The following is a 15,738-nucleotide window of genomic DNA, read 5'->3' as shown; positions in this document are numbered from 1 at the left end:
CGCATCGACCAGGGCCGTTGGCCAGCAGATTGGGTTAATCTTGCATGCCGACCCCCTGCAAGTGAGTGTGATAGGCCAACGTTCATCAACCGACACGTGGCATGTTTCCGTCATCTAGATCAACTACTAGCGTTGGTCGTTGACCGTGGTGCAAGTTAGATGCGCACGAGGCGCGACTAATCCTAACAATCACAAGTTGTTTGGTCGTTGATAGCGAGAAGTTTAGAAATATACGCACGATCAACGGATGGCAAAACGTTTGCAATACCGGATGGTAGCACGCGGAATTCTTGCTTTGCCAATCACGTCGCAAGAAAGCGACGAATTTCAATTGAGTATCCATAACGTGCTGGGCGGGGCCGTTTCCGATTGGGACTTGCCAAAGTCGAGTAAGCGATCTTCTGACGTCGAGTGACCTTGGTCGGCTCTTATTTTGCGCCACGAGCTCGATGCCGATTTCGGCGTCGCGAGCAACAGGCTTTGTGGCTCGCGCTCTTCGGTTGAAGTTCAGTGCCGTGCTGCAGAGCCCAATGCCGGATGGCAGGGACGGTCAGTAGTGGACGATTTCATTTGTCGTTGCGATCGCCAAGTCGACGCTGCGGCAACATCCGATCTGCCAATCCGCGCTCTTGTGATGCAAAGCCCGCGACATCGTGGCGTTTATAGCTATTCTCCAAAACGTTTGGCTCGCGCGCCGAAGGAGCGACCGATCGAGATACAAAGGCATGGTCAACAGAGCCGACCTCACTATATGGACCACTCCATTATGGAGAGCCGCAACGACCTTGCCGTCCGCGAGTGAAGTGACCCATACCACAGGGACTGCCGAGCGTGAGGTGGTTCTGGTGTGGGTCGATGAGCGCCGTGCGGGTCTGCGCACCATGTTGTGCGCGAATAAAGCTTATGACGTCTTGACTTTGACGAGGCGCTCAAGGAGCGCAACGTAGCGCGGCATGTTGCCATCAAGAGCACTACAGTCGTAACTGCATCCCGCTGCGACAGCATCGTTCGACATGCCACCTGCCATCCCGGCGGTGCGATCAGCCAGCGCGTCCGTCTTCGGCTGGATTAGATCCCTTGGAGGTCCCGGCCAGCTCAGGTTCCGTGTTCTTGAGAGCCAGGCGGGAAAGTGGTCATGACCACCTTAGATAGGCGCCGTATCGAGGCGGGTGTCCAAGCCTGCCAGAACCTCTCGAGGAGAGCAATACGCCATGAATGAGAGTACCAACATTGTCCCGCTTCGTCAGCCCGACGAGATCGACGATCCACTAACCAGTGTCCGCGCGCGGGGACGCGGCAGCATCTGGCGCAGGCCGTCGAGGTGAAAGTCGAGACTTTTCTTGCCACAATGAATGCCGACGGACGCGCCCGTGTCGTGCGGCACGGCGACGGGCGTCAGCCCGGTCGAGGTGGCGCGGGCGAATATTCGCGACGCCGCAAATACGGCCGGGCGGTCGAATGCCCGGTCAAGGATCGCGACGCCCTGCTGGCCTTTGACTTCCCTGCCGAGCATTGGGATCACTTGCGCACGGACAACCCCATCGAAAGCGTGTTCGCGACCGTACGGCACACGACGGTGCGCACCAAGGGCTCGTTGTCGCCGACCACTGCGAGGCTGATGGTGCTCAAGCTGGTCATGGCCGCATCAAAAACCTGGCGACGACTCAAAGGCACAAATCAGTTGCCGAAGGTCAGCGCCTGATCACCTCGTGACACAAAATCCCGCATAGCCCTTCTTGAGAAGGCAAAAGGCGCATTCATTAGAGCGCTAGCTTCCGATGATCTCATCCGGCTGCCTAAGCTCTTGTGGGCAAGCTGCACGTCGTTGAGATGGACTATGAAACCGACTTTCCCGGCGTGAGGCCCGGCCTCCATCCTCTTCAGCAGATCTGGCGAAGAGTTTGCCTTCACATGGGTTACGGTGACGGCGTAGGAGTTCACCTGGTCAGGCAACGACGAAATGGACGAAGCGGCCGGCAACGGATAGGCCGAGCTGCACCCAGACGGGACTCCTGAAGGTCGGATTTGCTTTCACAGCGGAAATGAAGCCGACTAAATAACCAGACCGTGGCACACTCTTTAAGAGCCTGCTAGCCCCTATCTGATGTGGCAGCTGCCCAAGCGACGAAGCAAGTGGTTTAGTATGTTTGAACTAGGGCTAGTCAAAGGGCAGCGGAGTATGAAGGTATTCGAAGCTGATATCATTGGCATTTGGATTACTGAAAGCACCGTGCATTCAGATCACCGCGGCACATTTCATCGCCTGTTCTGCGCCAATGAGGAACAGAAGATCATCGGCGCACGGAGAATTGTCCAAATTAACCTCTCCCTCACACATTCGGTCGGCGCCGTCCGTGGGCTGCACTATCAAAAGCCACCCATGGCCGAGATGAAGATAGTTCGTTGCCTGCGAGGGCGAGTGTTCGATGTTGCAGTTGACCTACGCAAGAACTCGCCCACGTTCCTGAAGTGGACGGCAGTCGAACTCACCCCGGACAACCGTCGCTCCTTCATCATCGCCGAAGGGTGCGCGCACGGATTTCAGATATTGGAGGAGAACTCGGAGGTGCTTTATTTGCACACCGCTTTCTATTCGCCGCCCGACGAGGGCAGCGTTCGATTCGACGAACCGATGGTAGGCGTCGTATGGCCTTTGCCGCCGATCGATTTGTCCACCCGGAACTCGAATCATCCGCTTCTTGACGTGGACTTTGAAGGACTAGAGTTATGAAGTGCCATCATGACACCATTGGAGCGCACGTTCCTTGATCTTGAACACTCGTCGCCTTCAACGAAGCGGAACTCGATGTATGGGAAATGACTGTTCCGCCCAAGATATTTGTTTGTCATGGTGGCTCGGCAAGGCGAAGACTACAGCGCCGCTGACGAATTGTTCCCAAATGGTTACACCGACTTCTTCTCGACGCCGCAAGGTTAGTTGAAACATCCTAAGAACGATTGCGAAAAAGTCACTGAGATGCCGCATCTGACCAAAGACAGTGTTGTCATCGAGGTCGCCTCCAATGACGGATACCTCCCGAAGAACTTTGTAGCGATAGGCATACCGTCCCCGGGCACCAAACCGAGTACCAGCACCGCCGACGCTGCCGATCGAATCGGCTCATTGGTCTTCCGCGGATTCGTTGGCGCGGCCGCTGTCAGGCTCGCCGAAAACGGACAGCGGGTAGATCTGATCTGCGGCAACAACGTCTACGCTCATGTGCCCGGTATCAATGACTTCATATTGCGCTTGATTATTGCGCTCAATTCGGGGCGTGCTGTGGACTCGGAATTCCCGCACCTCGAGAACAGGATTGCGCAGAACCGGTTCGACACAGCCTCTCATGAACACTTCTCGTATCTGTTGCTGATAGCGGTCAGCCGTACTTTTGAGGGCGGGCTAGGCGTCTTCGATCTTGAAAGCTCCCGACGCATGGCGGATCTTTAGCTGCCACAGAGGCGATCACGGAAGAAGGAGCCGTCATAGCGATGCTGGCCAAGAAAGCCGGTTTGGAGTGCAGGGGCGCGGTTTGTACCGGACGTTCAGCAAAGGCAGACGAGGTAAAGAACCGCTTCCTCGCTTTTCTAATCGAACAGAAACGGGCCGGCAAGGCGGTCGCCGCCTACGGCGCCGCTGCCAAAGGCATACCCTAACGAATCATGCCGGGATGAAGGATGACCTTATCGGCCTTATCTGTGATGCCGCGGCGAAGTGCTTGCATGGCAGCCACATTCCGAGCCTTCATCGGAGAGAACTCGCGAGGCGAAAGCCGGATTGGGTCCTCGTTCTGTCGGCTGGGTCATGCAGCGGCATGAGGAGGTCAAGTGGTGGAGCGGCAGGTTTGTCATTGAATTCCCGAACTGAAAGTTCTGTCATGAAGGTCGTGGTGACCGGCGCCACCGGCTTTGTCGGGCGGCACGTGATCACTCGGTTCTTACGCGAGGGCCATTCCCTCGCTGCCGTCGCGCGAAACGCCGATCGCGCTGCGGCAATGCCGTGGTACCCGCAAGTCGACTTCGTCGCCTGTGATCTTGCTATGGATTTCAAGCCGGCGCTAGAGCTCTGCCTAAAGTCTGACGTCTTGGTCCACCTCGCGTGGTCCGGCTTGCCGAATTATCGTAATTTCTTCCATATCGGCCGCAATTTACCGGCTAACCTTGCCTTTCTGGAAGCCGCCGTTGCGACCGGCTTACGACAGTTGATGGTCGCTGGTACTTGCTTTGAATACGGTATGCAGTATGGACCTTTGACCGAAGACACGGAGACAAGGCCCGATACGCCCTATGGCTTCGCCAAAGATACGCTGCGCAAGAGCCTCGAATTGCTGCAGAAGGATCATCCCTTCACTCTGCAGTGGATGCGGCTCTTCTACATGTACGGCGAGGGTCAAAATCCAAACAGCCTTTTGTCGCAGCTTGATTGCGCAATTGACCGCGGGGATGATGTTTTTGACATGTCAAATGGTGATCAGTTGCGGGATTATCTCCCGATTGAGGAGGTGGCGGCTGATTTCGTGCGAGCAGCTGCCAATTCGGCGCAATGCAGCGGGGTGATCAATTGCAGCAGCGGGCGTCCGATTTCGGTACTCGAGCTAGTGCGCCAGCGCTGCCGTGCGCGAGCTAGTTGCATTCGGCTCAACCGTGGGCGCTATCCTTATCCGGATTACGAACCGATGGCGTTTTGGGGCGTGCCTGCCAAGTTGGACTCGCTCCGCAGCCGTACCTAGAACCAAAAGTCATGTACATCCAACAGAGACACGTCAGTTCTGTCCGACACAGGTCCAGCTTGCAGCCAAGTCGGCCGTCTTCCCTCCAGCCTCATGTTCCTTCAACGTCTCACTGAGGCCGACCTCGCGCAGCGCTGCAGCCAATTTGTCCTTGGTGTGTTAGGTCATGGCCTATTGCTGAGCGATTCACGTCTTTAGTTTCTGTCGCAAAACCGGCCCTCCTGGCTTGCTAAATTGAACGAGAGCCATTCGCGCTTTCTGTTGATCGCCTTAATGTCCGCAGCCCAGGCCAGGATAGCGTTGCTGGCCGGTTCGCTGCCGTTGTCACTGACCACCATCTTCGGCTTCCCACGCTCAATCACCAGCCGGTCCATTTCCCGCGCCACCCAAGGCAAGGTGTTGGCCACTAGCGCCAGGGACTCGTGCGTACAATCGTCGAGGACGGCGAGGATGCGGGAGTGGCCTCCATCTGTTTGGGCGCCTGCGCAAGGGCGCCAACGCTGAATTTCTCCGGCATTGGCGCTTGGTTTGCAGGAATACAGACTGCTATCCCGATTAGAAACAGGCCGTCCAACTGAATTGCTATTGAAGTTCGGTGTTTCCAAATCGTGTGGCCTTACGCCTGAGCCGTCCGCGAATATGTGGCGGTCGGCGACCACGTGGCAATCGAGACCACCTCGCATTGGCGCAACGGACGACAACTATCGCTTCGGCTGCGGATTCCGCTCGATGTCGCCACCATTTCGGAATGATCTCGCCCACCGTTCCGAGATGATTCGCCCATCATTCCGGGATGATGTCGCCCGGGTTGAGGAGACCTCCTCTGGCTCTGATGGGTGCACCTTTTTCGGCTTTGCGAAGGAGTGGACCTGGATGCCGCCGGAGAGGCTTGCGCGCCGTGTGCGCGATGTGATCAGATCGAAGCCGGCCGGATCGCCGATCTGCGAGATCGCGCGGCGGATCGGGGCTGCACCCTCGACGGTCCGGCTATGATCCGCCGGTTCGAGGCGGCATGCCTGACCTGGCCGTTACCGAAGAGCGTCACGGATGCAGTTCTAGAGGCCCGGCCGTTTGCCGTCGCCGGTGCCACCGGCGCCGCGCCCGACTGCGCGACAGTACACCGCGAGCTCAAGCGCAAGCATGTGACGCTGTCGATTCTGTGGGAGGAAGACATCGCCGCCGAGCCCGACGGCTACCGTCTGTGAGCTCTACCGTGCCTGGGAAGGCCGCTTGTCGGTAACGATCTGCCAAGCCCACGCGACCGGCGACAAGCTGTTCGTGGACTATGCCGGCGACATCATCCCCGTGGTCATCGATCGGGTCACCGGGAAGCGGCGCAATGCTCAGATCTTCGTCGCCGTCCTCGGTGCCTCGAACTTCACCTACGCGCAGGAATCCCAAGCGGCATCATCTCGGTATGCCTGGGCGAGATCGTCGGAATCCGCACGGCTGATGTAACAGTTCTGGCCTCCGCTCGCGGGGCATTTGTCGAGCGAGGTGATCGCAATTGGGAGCTCCCGTCTTTCCAGGTGCAACGGCGAAAGCACCAGATCCTCTTCTTATCTGGATCTGGCAATTTTTTCCGCAACAAATGAGCACCTATAGCGAGCCCGTATTTGCAACGGCGCGCGGGCACTCGACCTCAGGACTTCCCCCTATCGGCGACATCATGGAGGTCAAGCGCCACGACCCCGACGCGCAGCGGAACACCGCTCGCTGCGTGCTTGACCGGATAATGGAGAGTCTCTACGCCCAGGCGCCGCCATCGGGGACCTGCTTTTGAGCGTGAGCTGGGACCTGGCGGGCGCTCGGGCCCCTGCGCTTTGCGGCGAGAGCGCTGAGGATCGACTGCGACGTCCATGCCCTTTCGCCGAGAGACCGTCATCGTCAGCCCCTGGATCAGCTGGAAGGCGCCACGCGAGACTGCGCAATCACGGGGCTGGTCCTGGTCCAGCCTATCTTCTTGAGCGCCGACGCGACGGAGTTCTTCGCCCGGGCCAGCCGGGTCGAATGCCGGTGCGGGTCATTCCGCCGCTCGTGCAGCCGCTGGCGCCTGAGGTCCTGGAGGAGTGGGCCTATCAGGCGTGGCAAGTTTGGCGCTACCCCTCGACGATCCCGATCCACTGGCTGAGTCCCTCGAGGCTGCCCTTCAGCCGGGCTTGCACTTGGCGGAGTCCGGCGGCATCGAAGGACGTCAGCGCTTGGCAAAGCTGTTCCCGGCCAAAGGCGCGAGCGTGGATCCGATGCGTCCCAGATGGGCTGGGCCCAGGCAGTGGCGGGCGGGATGCTGGAGGAGCTCGAAGTCGAAACGGCTGCTCTGCGGGGGGGCCACACGTGATGACCGCCCCACGCCTATGCGCCATCCTATGCGGAGGAACGCTTGAGGCGCTCGTCCAAGACGAGGACGCCGCGACGGCGGATCATCGGCGACACGTCTTCTGCGCTCTGTTGGTTACCGCAACTAACACTACTTTGGGTGCGCCGGGAGACCGGCAAGGAGTAGATGGTGAAAGTCCATTGCGATGAAGGTGTAGCGAACTACATCGGCCCCGAGCCGTGCGCAGGCCTCCGCGAGGGGGTCGGCGAAGCGTCGGTAGGGGAGCATGCAGGCCAGCCATTGAGCCGCGAAACAGTGTTATCCCGGGCGTCGACGCTGTCCAAAGAGCGGAAGGCAACATGGGCGAGTGCGCAAGCGCGAGCACCCGTCCAGCCCGGCGTGGTCGTAGACCCTGGCATGCATGGAAGCTCCTTTGTAACGGGAACCGGGATATCTCCGGGTCGGCCATTTCCTCCTCCGAGGATATGGTCCGCAGCGGGAAGGCGAGGAGCCGTAGCCGCTGATGCACGACACGGAGAAGTCTGACTCTGGCATAGTAGCTGAGAAGCCGACGAACAAAGCCGGATTACCGGCGGCGGAGTGGGTGGAGCCAAGGCTGGGGACCAAGGGAAACGCGGAACAGCAGCGCATACACCGGACACAGGGCCGGGCTCGCATGACCCAGTCGCTGGACCGCGTACGGACAGCCGCAAGGCTGAGGAAGAAGGACCGGTTCACCGCGCTCCTTCACCACATCAATGTCGATACACTGCGGGCGGCGTTCTTTGCGCTCAGGCGCAGGGCCGCTCCCGGAGTGGATGGCATGACGTGGCAGGACTACGAGGAAGATCTCGAGCCCCAGCTCGCCGATCTGCACAAACGGGTCCAACGAGGAACGTACCGCCCGCAACCGTCTCGCCGGACGTACATACCAAAGGCAGACGGCAAGCAGCGGCCGTTAGCGATCGCGGCTCTCGAAGACAAAATCGTCCAGGGCGCCACCGTCATCGTGCTCAACGCCATCTACGAAGGAGACTTCTGTGGCTTTTCCTACGGGTTTCGGCCCGGCAGAGGGCCACATGATGCGTTGGACGCGCTCTGCACAGCGATCGAGACGCGGCAGGTGAACTGGATCGTTGACGCCGACATCCAAAATTTCTTTGGCGCAGTCAGTCAATCTTGGCTGGTGCGCTTCTTGGAACATAGGATCGGCGACAAGCGCATCATCCGCCTCATCCAGAAATGGCTGAAGGCAGGTATTCTCGAAGACGGCGTCGTAACCGCTGATGACAGGGGAACGGGTCAAGGTTCGGTGATTTCACCGCTCCTCGGCAACATCTACCTGCACTACGCTCTCGACCTGTGGGCCAAGCGCTGGCGACAACGCGAGGCCTCCGGCGGCATGATCATCGTGCGTTACGCGGACGATGTAGTGGTCGGCTTTGAGCGCGAGGACGACGCACGTCGTTTCCTCGATGCGATGCGCGCGAGACTGGAGGAGTTCGAGCTGACGCTCCATCCGGCCAAGACCCGCCTGATTGAGTTTGGTCGCCATGCGGCGGTTCAACGTAAGCAGCGCGGACTCGGAAAGCCGGAAACCTTTGCGTTCATGGGGTTCACATTCATCTGCGGCAAATCACGCCAAGGGCGCTTCCAGCTTCAACGGAAGACCCGTAGCGACCGCATGCGAACCAAACTCCGCGAGATCAAGAAGGAGCTGAGGCGCCGAATGCACTGGCCGATCCCTGCACAGGGGAGATGGCTCAGGCAGGTCGTGACCGGCCACTTTGCGTACTTTGCTGTCCCGACGAATGGCCGAGCGCTCAATGCGTTTCGGTTCTATCTGACCGACCTCTGGAGGCGTACGCTTCGGCGGCGCAGTCAGCGGAACTGTCTGACCTGGGATCGCATAACGCAGATCACCGACGACTGGCTCCCCAAGGCTCGCATCCTTCATCCATGGCCGAAGCTGCGCTTCGCCGTCAAACACCCGAGGTAGGAGCCCGGTGCCTTAATTGGGCTCGCCGGGATCTGCGCGGGGGGCGCCCAGTGATGGGTGTCCCTACCGCAAACAGAATCTGTTTGCGCCAGTGTTTTTCAAGGATTTGTTTTCGGCAGTATGGACACCGTTGAGACGGCGGCCGAAGGATGAGATCGACGATGGCGTGACGTACGGCGGGCATGGTTGGCTGAGGCGGAGGTCCGTTGATTCTTTTTTTCCGCCCCGCGTGTGCGAGGCGACGATGTTGCAGGAAGGCGTAGGCAATCATTGTCATCAGGGCGTGGCGATGAAGACCTTGCCATGATCGCCCCTCGAAGTGATCAAGTCCAAGCTCCTCCTTCAACTGCTGATGCGCCTGCTCACAAATCCATCTTGCCTTGATGGTGGCGGCTAGTGTGCGCAGATCCGTCGCCGCAGGGAGATTGGCAAGATAGTATTTCTTCTCCCCTGAGGCGCGTTGCTCGCCAATGAGCCAAGCTTCGTCGCCCGGGAGATGCTGCTGACCCTTATCCCAAATCCGCTGAGGAGGGCCGTCGGCGGTGCGGACACGAAGAGCAGCAAATCGGGCTTTCAGTCGACCTTTCGTCCCGCTGCGCCAACTCACGGCTTTCCATTTGGCGCTGGCCAGCATTTGTTCTGCCGCAATCGATAAGATATCGGGCACGTGGTGCTTTCGTGGTTTCCCGCGGACTTTGGTAATCGGCCAAGTGAGCTTCACATCGACGGGATACACTTTCAGGTGCCGAGGGATACCGACAGCCCAGGCCAGCCCGCGCTCTGTCAGCCCTTGTCGAAACGGAGCGCTAAGTCCGTATCCTGCATCCGCCAGCACACATCCAAAGCGCACGTTGGCTGCCATCGCGCGGTCAATCTCGGCCAAAGCAATCTCCGGCTTGGACCGGGGCGTTCGGTCGTGTCCCAAGGAGTGGTGTAGCTGATTAGCTAAGCCGCTCGCGACGCGCGCCTCACATAGCGCCGTAGCGAGCGAGCGGCTTTGCGGGTGGTCACCGATGATTCGTCGGTAAGGTTTGGGTTGCGACACCAACCTGATTCGAGGAACCACCGATGACCGACGACATGATGAACCTGCGCGCGCTCGTGGAGAAGAGCCCGGACGCCGATCTTCTGCGCGAGATGATCGGCTTTGCCGCCCACCGGCTCATGGAGCTCGAGGTCGAGGGCCTGACTGGGGCGGCCTACGGCGAGAAGAACCAGGAGCGGCTGGCCCAGCGCAACGGTTACCGAAGCTGGGAGACCCGCGCCGGCACCGTCGAGCTTCGCATCCCCAAACTGCACAAGGGCTCCTACTTCCCGGGCTTCCTCGAACCGCGACGGATGGCTGAGAAGGCGCTCACCGCCGTGGTGCAGGAGGCCTACGTCCAGGGGGTCTCGACCCGCTCGGTGGACGATCTGGTGCAGGCGATGGGCATGACGGGGATCTCCAAGAGCCAGGTGTCGCGGCTGTGCGGCGAGATCGACGACAAGGTGAAGGCTTTCCTGCAGCGGCCGATTGAAGGGGATTGGCCCTATCTGTGGATCGACGCCACCTATGTGAAGGTACGGCAGAACGGGCGCATCGTCTCGGTCGCGGTCATCATTGCGGTGGGCGTCAACAGCGATGGCCGACGCGAGGTTCTCGGCATGGACATCGGTCCGTCCGAGGCCGAGACGTTCTGGACCGCGTTCCTGCGCAAGCTTGCCCGCCGGGGCCTGCGCGGTGTCAAGCTGGTCGTGTCCGACGCCCATGAGGGGATCAAAGCTACGGTCGGAAAGGTCCTCAACGCCACCTGGCAGCGCTGCCGTGTTCACTTCATGCGCAACGCGCTGGCACATGCCGGCAAGAGCGGGCGGCGCGTGGTCTCCGCCTTCATTGCCACCGCCTTCGCCCAGGACGACGCCGAGGCGGCACGGGCGCAATGGCGGCGCATCGCCGACCAACTGCGTCCCAAATTGCCAAAGCTCGCGGCGTTCCTCGACGAGGCCGAGACCGACGTGCTGGCCTATATCGAGTTTCCCGGCCGCGCACCGCGCCAAGCTGCACTCGACCAATCCGCTCGAACGCGTCAACGGCGAGATCAAGCGGCGAACCGAAGTGGTCGGCATCTTCCCCAATGAGGACGCCATTACCCGTCTGGTCGGCGCCATCCTGCTCGAACAGAACGACGAGTGGGCGGTCCAGCGCGGCCGCTACATGACACTGGAAACGATCGCGCCGTTAGGCGATGATCCCGCCGTCAGCTTCCCGGCAATCGCCACCTGACCAATCCGGCCCATGCCGGCGACGCGGTGACCCGCACTCACCTACACCACGCCACGGGACACGATCGGGCGTTCGGTGTTCGACTGGCACGCGAGCGCGTTTCAAACGAGACACGTCGCTTGTCCAACTGTCAGGCAGAAAGAGACGTAACGCGACCATCACTGGCACTTCGCCGCGCGCAAGCGTCAAAGACACCAGCGTTTGGCAATTTGCCGTTTTGCCGAGAGCCGACGCGTATTGAGCCGCAACACCAACCGAGCGTTCACCCTTCTTCGGCAGTGAGGTGTCATCAATAACCAGCACCGCATCCCTGCCGCCGACAAGTCGGTCCGCCTGATTGAGCAGCTCTGTCTCCAGCGGCGTCGCGTCCCAGACACCGTCCGCAATGAAATGGTGCAGCTGATCATAGTTGCCCGAGGCAAGGCGCTCCGCCATCGGCTGAACACTCTTGCGATCGCCAGGACCGATCAGTCCCGCAACATACAGAGGACACATCCGCTGCCGAGTCTTATGGCCCAGCCGGTCCAAAAACGGCATCAGCCAGCGTTCAAGTTCGTCTTCCCATCCCGCCATGGTCAGCCCTCCAAGAGCCGACCACCCATGAATCATTGAAAAATTGATTCGGGAATCCTATAAAGCACAGCAAAACCGACAATCTGCCAAAGTAGTGCTAAGACGTTATGCTTGCTTCGCGCGTCTTGATCGGGGTACTCGCCATTGTGGTACTCAACGACCTGCAGAGCTGTGCGAACAAGTCTATCACCATGTCACAACCGTCCCGTCACATGAGCATCCGCGGGGCCGTCTATACATGAAGCTCTCGATGAAGGCATTCTGCATGGGCTTGCCCGGCGCGATGTAGTGCCATGCTTCACACGGCTCTGATCGGCCCATGTTCAGGAAGGCTTGCTGGTGAGCTCGCTGCCGTTGTCGCTGACGACCATCTTCGGCCTGCCGCGTTCCATCACCCGCCGGTCCAGTTCCCGCGCCACTGGGGTGCCGGAGAGCGAGGTGTTGGCTACCAGCGCCAGGCACTGGCGGGTGTAATCATCGACGACGGTGAGGATACGGAAGCGGCGGCCATCGGTGAGCTGATCCGACACGAAGTCGAGCTACCGCGGTCGTTCGGCGCCGTCGCCGCCGTCATCGGCGACCGGGTCCCGATCGCCCCGTGCGGCCGCCACGGCGGCGCACCGCAAGCCTCTCTTCCCGATAGAGCCGGAACAGCTTCTTGTGGTTGATCACATAGTCCTCCCGCTGAGCAGAACGTGCAGGCGCCGATAGCCGAAGCGACGGCGCTCCCGGGCGATTGCCCTCATGAGAGTTGCTATCTTCCGCGGCTGTCTTCAGCCGCTTGGTCTCCGAGACCTCCAGCCGCCGAACTTGGCCTTCCATTTGTAGATGCTGGCGTCGCTGACGCCATGCTTGCGGCACAGGTCGGCGACCGAAACGCCGGCCTCATGCTCCCTCAATATCGCGATGATCTGCTCTTCCGAAAAGCAGCTGCGCTTCATGCTCTGGTCCTTGTCGTGGGCCAGAACGAACTTCAAACTGGATTAGGCCAAAGGGGCGAGGTCATTTCCGTACAGTTGCATTCAGTCATCTCGAAGGCGCAGCTCAACGTACGGACCGTGCGTTCTTACCAGCTGGTGCACGAAGCGTACCGTTATGTCACGATTAAAGCACACTTGCCGGGGGGCGCACACATTGGTGCGCTTCGTACAAAGATTGCACTTGTTCACGTGACCATGCGAGGTGTGGAATGGTCATGCACGGCAACGTCCACTGGTTCAATCTATCAGCTGTCGTTCGGGAAGCTGCATACAAGAGATGATGGCATGAAAATCGCCCGGGTTGGCTTCTGGTACCTGCGCTGCACTCTGAGGCGGCGCCAGGGTGCCGCGACTGGCCTGAAATCGCAGCGCTCTTCGGTCTTCGTCCGGATCGAGACATCCGACGGTGCAGTTGGTTGGGGCGAGACTTTCGGTTATCGCGTGCTCGAACAGCACTGGCGCGATGCCGCCGAGATTCTCGTCGGTGCCAGCTGCCTGGAGTCCAATCGGCTGGTGGATCGCATCGCTGCCTTTGACATGCCGCTCGCCGGAGGCGTCGACATCGCGCTCTGGGATCTCAAGGGAAAAATCGCCGGCCTGCCCATCTGCGCGCTGCTCGGAGGAGCCTACCGCACTGCCCAACCTGCCTATGGCGCTCTGTTAAATGCGAGCGAAGCCGAGGACATTGTTGGCGCTGTGATCGCCGAAACCGAAGATGCGGTGGCCCGCGGCCACATCGCCGTGAAGCTCCGCGTCGGCTATCACGACGTTGCGACCGACATCGCTTGGGTCAATGCTCTGATGGATGCGATCCCGGCGCCGACCGTCTTTCCCATCGACGCCAACAGGTCGATGGATCTTGCGACTGCACGGCGGTTCATCCGCTCCCTCAATCACCCCGAGCGCGTGGCTTGGTTCGAGGAGCCGCTGCCGCGCTCCAACATGCGGGCTTATCGCGAGCTGCGCAACTCCATCGACGTGCCGGTCTCCGGCGGCGAATCGGTCCCCGCCGACCTGCTCGACGACCTTATCGCCCGCAGAGAGTTGGAGATCATAAATCCTGATGTGGCCGGTCATGGCGGCCTCGAGCGAGTGGGTCGCTTCTGGCGCATTGCCGACGCCAATGGCGTCAAAACCATCCCTCACTGTTTCGATGGCGAGCTGGCACGTGTCGCCACGCTTCACCTGCTCGCAAGCCGTCCCGACTGGACCGAACGGCAGACGGCATTCCCCACAGCGCCGCTCGAATGCGACTTGGCCGAGAACCCAATCCGAGACGATCTGCTCGACGTGCCACTCGAGCCCGGCAAGGACGGTACCATCGCAGTTCCCACGGGGCCTGGGCTCGGGGTGACTATCAACGACACTGTTCTCAGGAAATATGCGGTTGCGCAGCTGTAGCCAGCACGACGCGACGGAGGAGATCGCAACCGCTGTTGACACCTTGGATCGGTGAAACAACGGAGCCACCGAAGCGCCTCGTCGCCGTTCCCTCGGCAATCGCCCTGCCGCCGGATGTCGACAACGCCCTGGCGCAACTGCTGGTCTTGTTAATTGAGGGGATCGGGCTGTCAAAATTAGGGAGGAGCACTTGGTCATCCATAGGAGGCGTTTTCTTGCTGGCGGATTGTCTTTGGGCGCGCTAGGATGTGGTTCGGCAGTCGCCCAGTCGACGCGCCTGCGCATGGTATGGTGGGGCTCGCAGGAGCGAGCCGACCACACCTTCAAGGCGCTCAATCTTTATTCCTCAAAGAACAAGACCGTACAGGTCGACGGCCAGACTATCGGGTGGGCAGGCTATTGGACGCGTCTTGCGACCCAGACAGCGGGACGCAACGCGCCTGACATAATCCAGATGGATTATCCACAAATCGCCGAATATGGGCGCCGTGGCGCGCTCCTCGCCCTCGATGACTATCTCGGCAAGAGTCTCCATATTGAAGATGTGGACCGGCCTAGCGTGGATTCTGGTCGCGTCGACGGCAAGCTTTATGGCATGACTCTCTCCACCGCGGTGCGGGCCATGTTTGTCAACGCGGCCGCCTGGGAGGAGGTGGGCCTGAAGCCGCCATCGAACGGAATGACGCTCGACGAGTTTGCCGAGCGCGCGGAGAAGCTGTCCAAGGATACCAAGCGCAAACGCTTTTGGGGGGCGCCCGACGGCGGCGGCTCCATGGGGTTCTTTGAGAACTGGCTCCTCGGGCGCGGAAAGGAGCGCTTCACGGCCGACGGCAAGCTCGCCATCGACGAGAGCGATGTGGCGGAATGGTTCCGTCTCTGGGCCAAGATGCGGCGAAGCGGTGCCTGCGTGCCGGCCGACGTCCAGGCGCTCGATCAGGGCACTACCGACACAAGCATGCTGGCGCTCGGCAAGGCCGCGGTCGTCTATTCCTACTCTCACCTGCTGCCCGGCTATCAAAAACTGAGCAAGGAGAAGCTTGTCCCAGTCGCCTACCCGCGTGCCAGCGCCGATGCCAAGCCGAGTCACTACCTGAGGCCGAACATTGCCCTCAGCGTGTCCAGCACCACAAAGGCCGCCGAGGACTGCGTCAAGCTAGTCGACTTCTTCCTCAACGACATTGAATCCTGGAAGGTCCAGGGCACCGAGCGCGGCGTGCCAGTCTCACTGACGATACGGAAGGAACTGAAGCCGTTTCTCAACGACATCGACCACATGATCCTCGAATATAACGACTCGCTCGGCAACTTGCTTCGACAGATGCCTCCGTCGCCTCCGCCGGGCACCGGCGAGGTCGACAACCTTTGGCTTCACATAAGTCAGCGGGTTGCCTTTGAAGCCTTGACGCCAGAGGACGGCGGTAAGCAGTTCGTCGCCGAAGCACGTGCGATCCTCTCGAGAAATAGATCCTAATGGACGC

At 60.2% G+C, this 15,738-nt stretch carries 8 protein-coding genes and 7 pseudogenes; 11 read left to right on the top strand and 4 right to left on the bottom strand.

Annotated elements, in window-relative coordinates; translation table 11 throughout:
- Positions 1-1,438: 1,438 nt before the first annotated feature.
- The 5 genes and pseudogenes from ACSKB8_RS02735 to ACSKB8_RS02715 form a co-directional block, all read left to right on the top strand.
- Positions 1,439-1,702, top strand: a pseudogene (locus ACSKB8_RS02735) (IS256 family transposase); the annotation flags it as partial.
- Positions 1,703-2,179: 477 nt separating this feature from the next.
- On the top strand, positions 2,180-2,731 hold the full coding sequence (locus ACSKB8_RS02730; RefSeq protein WP_438102334.1) for a dTDP-4-dehydrorhamnose 3,5-epimerase family protein: 552 nt from the start codon (positions 2,180-2,182) through the stop codon (positions 2,729-2,731).
- Positions 2,732-2,977: 246 nt separating this feature from the next.
- Positions 2,978-3,448: a hypothetical protein gene (locus tag ACSKB8_RS02725; RefSeq protein WP_438102332.1), complete on the top strand. Its 471-nt coding sequence runs from the start codon at positions 2,978-2,980 to the stop codon at positions 3,446-3,448.
- A gap of 14 nt (positions 3,449-3,462) precedes the next feature.
- Positions 3,463-3,734, top strand: a pseudogene (locus ACSKB8_RS02720) (SAM-dependent methyltransferase); the annotation flags it as partial.
- Positions 3,735-3,875: 141 nt separating this feature from the next.
- A complete protein-coding gene (locus ACSKB8_RS02715) occupies positions 3,876-4,727 on the top strand; it encodes an NAD-dependent epimerase/dehydratase family protein (RefSeq protein ID WP_438110356.1) in 852 nt (283 codons plus the stop codon).
- Between the two features lie 281 nt (positions 4,728-5,008).
- Here ACSKB8_RS02715 and ACSKB8_RS02710 read toward each other — a convergent pair.
- Positions 5,009-5,200 (bottom strand): annotated as a pseudogene (locus ACSKB8_RS02710) (IS3 family transposase); the annotation flags it as partial.
- A 390-nt stretch (positions 5,201-5,590) separates the two neighbouring features.
- Between ACSKB8_RS02710 and ACSKB8_RS02705 the strand changes: the two are divergent.
- The 3 genes from ACSKB8_RS02705 (at position 5,591) to ltrA (ending at position 9,043) form a co-directional block, all read left to right on the top strand.
- Positions 5,591-5,932, top strand: coding sequence for a hypothetical protein (locus ACSKB8_RS02705; RefSeq protein ID WP_438102330.1), 342 nt, complete (start codon positions 5,591-5,593; stop codon positions 5,930-5,932).
- Positions 5,933-5,957: 25 nt separating this feature from the next.
- The gene (locus ACSKB8_RS02700) at positions 5,958-6,185 is read left to right on the top strand and encodes a hypothetical protein (RefSeq protein WP_438102328.1); all 228 of its coding nucleotides are present in this window, start codon (positions 5,958-5,960) and stop codon (positions 6,183-6,185) included.
- A gap of 1,535 nt (positions 6,186-7,720) precedes the next feature.
- Positions 7,721-9,043, top strand: a complete 1,323-nt coding sequence (ltrA, locus tag ACSKB8_RS02695) for a group II intron reverse transcriptase/maturase (protein ID WP_438102326.1) — start codon at positions 7,721-7,723, stop codon at positions 9,041-9,043.
- Positions 9,044-9,141: 98 nt separating this feature from the next.
- Here the strand turns inward: ltrA and ACSKB8_RS02690 are convergent.
- Positions 9,142-9,956 (bottom strand): annotated as a pseudogene (locus tag ACSKB8_RS02690) (IS701 family transposase); the annotation flags it as partial.
- A gap of 155 nt (positions 9,957-10,111) precedes the next feature.
- Between ACSKB8_RS02690 and ACSKB8_RS02685 the strand changes: the two are divergent.
- Positions 10,112-11,306: pseudogene (locus ACSKB8_RS02685) on the top strand (IS256 family transposase).
- 54 nt (positions 11,307-11,360) lie between these two features.
- On the opposite strand, the pseudogene ACSKB8_RS02680 reads toward ACSKB8_RS02685, so the two are convergent.
- Both ACSKB8_RS02680 and ACSKB8_RS02675 read right to left on the bottom strand, forming a co-directional pair.
- Positions 11,361-11,915, bottom strand: a pseudogene (locus tag ACSKB8_RS02680) (IS701 family transposase); the annotation flags it as partial.
- Between the two features lie 204 nt (positions 11,916-12,119).
- Positions 12,120-12,820: pseudogene (locus ACSKB8_RS02675) on the bottom strand (transposase); the annotation flags it as partial.
- Positions 12,821-12,835: 15 nt separating this feature from the next.
- Between ACSKB8_RS02675 and ACSKB8_RS02670 the strand changes: the two are divergent.
- Entirely contained in the window at positions 12,836-14,260 is a 1,425-nt protein-coding gene (locus tag ACSKB8_RS02670) for a mandelate racemase/muconate lactonizing enzyme family protein (RefSeq protein WP_438102324.1), read from the top strand.
- Positions 14,261-14,450: 190 nt separating this feature from the next.
- Positions 14,451-15,731, top strand: coding sequence for an ABC transporter substrate-binding protein (locus tag ACSKB8_RS02665; RefSeq protein ID WP_438102322.1), 1,281 nt, complete (start codon positions 14,451-14,453; stop codon positions 15,729-15,731).
- Positions 15,732-15,738: the final 7 nt, after the last annotated feature.

It is taken from the genome of Bradyrhizobium sp. BR 1432, from assembly GCF_051547705.1.
GTDB lineage: Bacteria > Pseudomonadota > Alphaproteobacteria > Rhizobiales > Xanthobacteraceae > Bradyrhizobium > Bradyrhizobium zhanjiangense.
The sequence above is the reverse complement of the archived record's forward strand: the minus strand, read 5'-3'. Positions and strand labels throughout refer to the sequence as shown.

Coding starts and splice junctions, on each gene's coding strand:
- ACSKB8_RS02730 (WP_438102334.1), top strand. CDS start 2,180: ATGAAGGTATTCGAAGCTGATATCATTGGCATTTGGATTACTGAAAGC.
- ACSKB8_RS02725 (WP_438102332.1), top strand. CDS start 2,978: ATGCCGCATCTGACCAAAGACAGTGTTGTCATCGAGGTCGCCTCCAAT.
- ltrA (WP_438102326.1), top strand. CDS start 7,721: ATGACCCAGTCGCTGGACCGCGTACGGACAGCCGCAAGGCTGAGGAAG.
- ACSKB8_RS02715 (WP_438110356.1), top strand. CDS start 3,876: ATGAAGGTCGTGGTGACCGGCGCCACCGGCTTTGTCGGGCGGCACGTG.